Raw genomic sequence first — 645 nt, 5'->3', positions numbered from 1 at the left:
AAACCGCGCGTCAGAAAAAAACGGAAAACTTGGGTCGCGTTAGTACTGTTTGCCCTTTTGTGTGGGGCCGCCTTGCAATGGGTCATTGCAAATCTTTTAGATGAGTGGCCGCCCGCAGATGCAGAAGACCTGGCCGTTCTGAATGCGCTTTCTGAAACCTTTCTGGTCCCCGAAGAACAGCCTGAGGCTGCAACCACCAGCCTGCCGGACGCAATAGACACTCCTACGCCAGAGGGTCTGTTGGTTTCAGGGGCCCCTGAGCCTGAGCCTCTCTCAATCCCCGCCGACGTCAGCGAACCCCTGGACGAGCCTAATAGCGAGTCCGTCGATCCGGTAATTTTGGATCACTCCGATGTAACCCCTTCCGAGGAGACGGAAAGCGCTGTCATGCCGGAAAGCGAGTTTACAACCGGCCCGAATCCTGAAGCGGCAACGGAGAAGCCGGAGATTTCCTTAACACCGCCCAGGATTTTCATTCCGGCCCAATTGGAGCCCACGTTGGCCGTCGCAACTGCTTCAGACATTCAAGCCGCGATTCCAGCCTGGTATGATCCACGATTTCGCAATCTCAATCCGCTGAACAAGGACGGGTTATCGCAAATGTCGCAGATAGCCCATGATCCCGTTCCGCAAGAGATCGACACA

General features: G+C 55.5%; 1 pseudogene. It reads left to right on the top strand.

What is annotated here, in order from left to right:
• Window positions 1-645 (top strand): annotated as a pseudogene (locus ACR0C6_RS21905) (hypothetical protein); the annotation flags it as partial.

This window comes from Ruegeria sp. AL12 (assembly GCF_056540885.1).
Note: the sequence above shows the minus strand (reverse complement) of the source record. Positions and strands in the feature narration are given on the sequence as shown.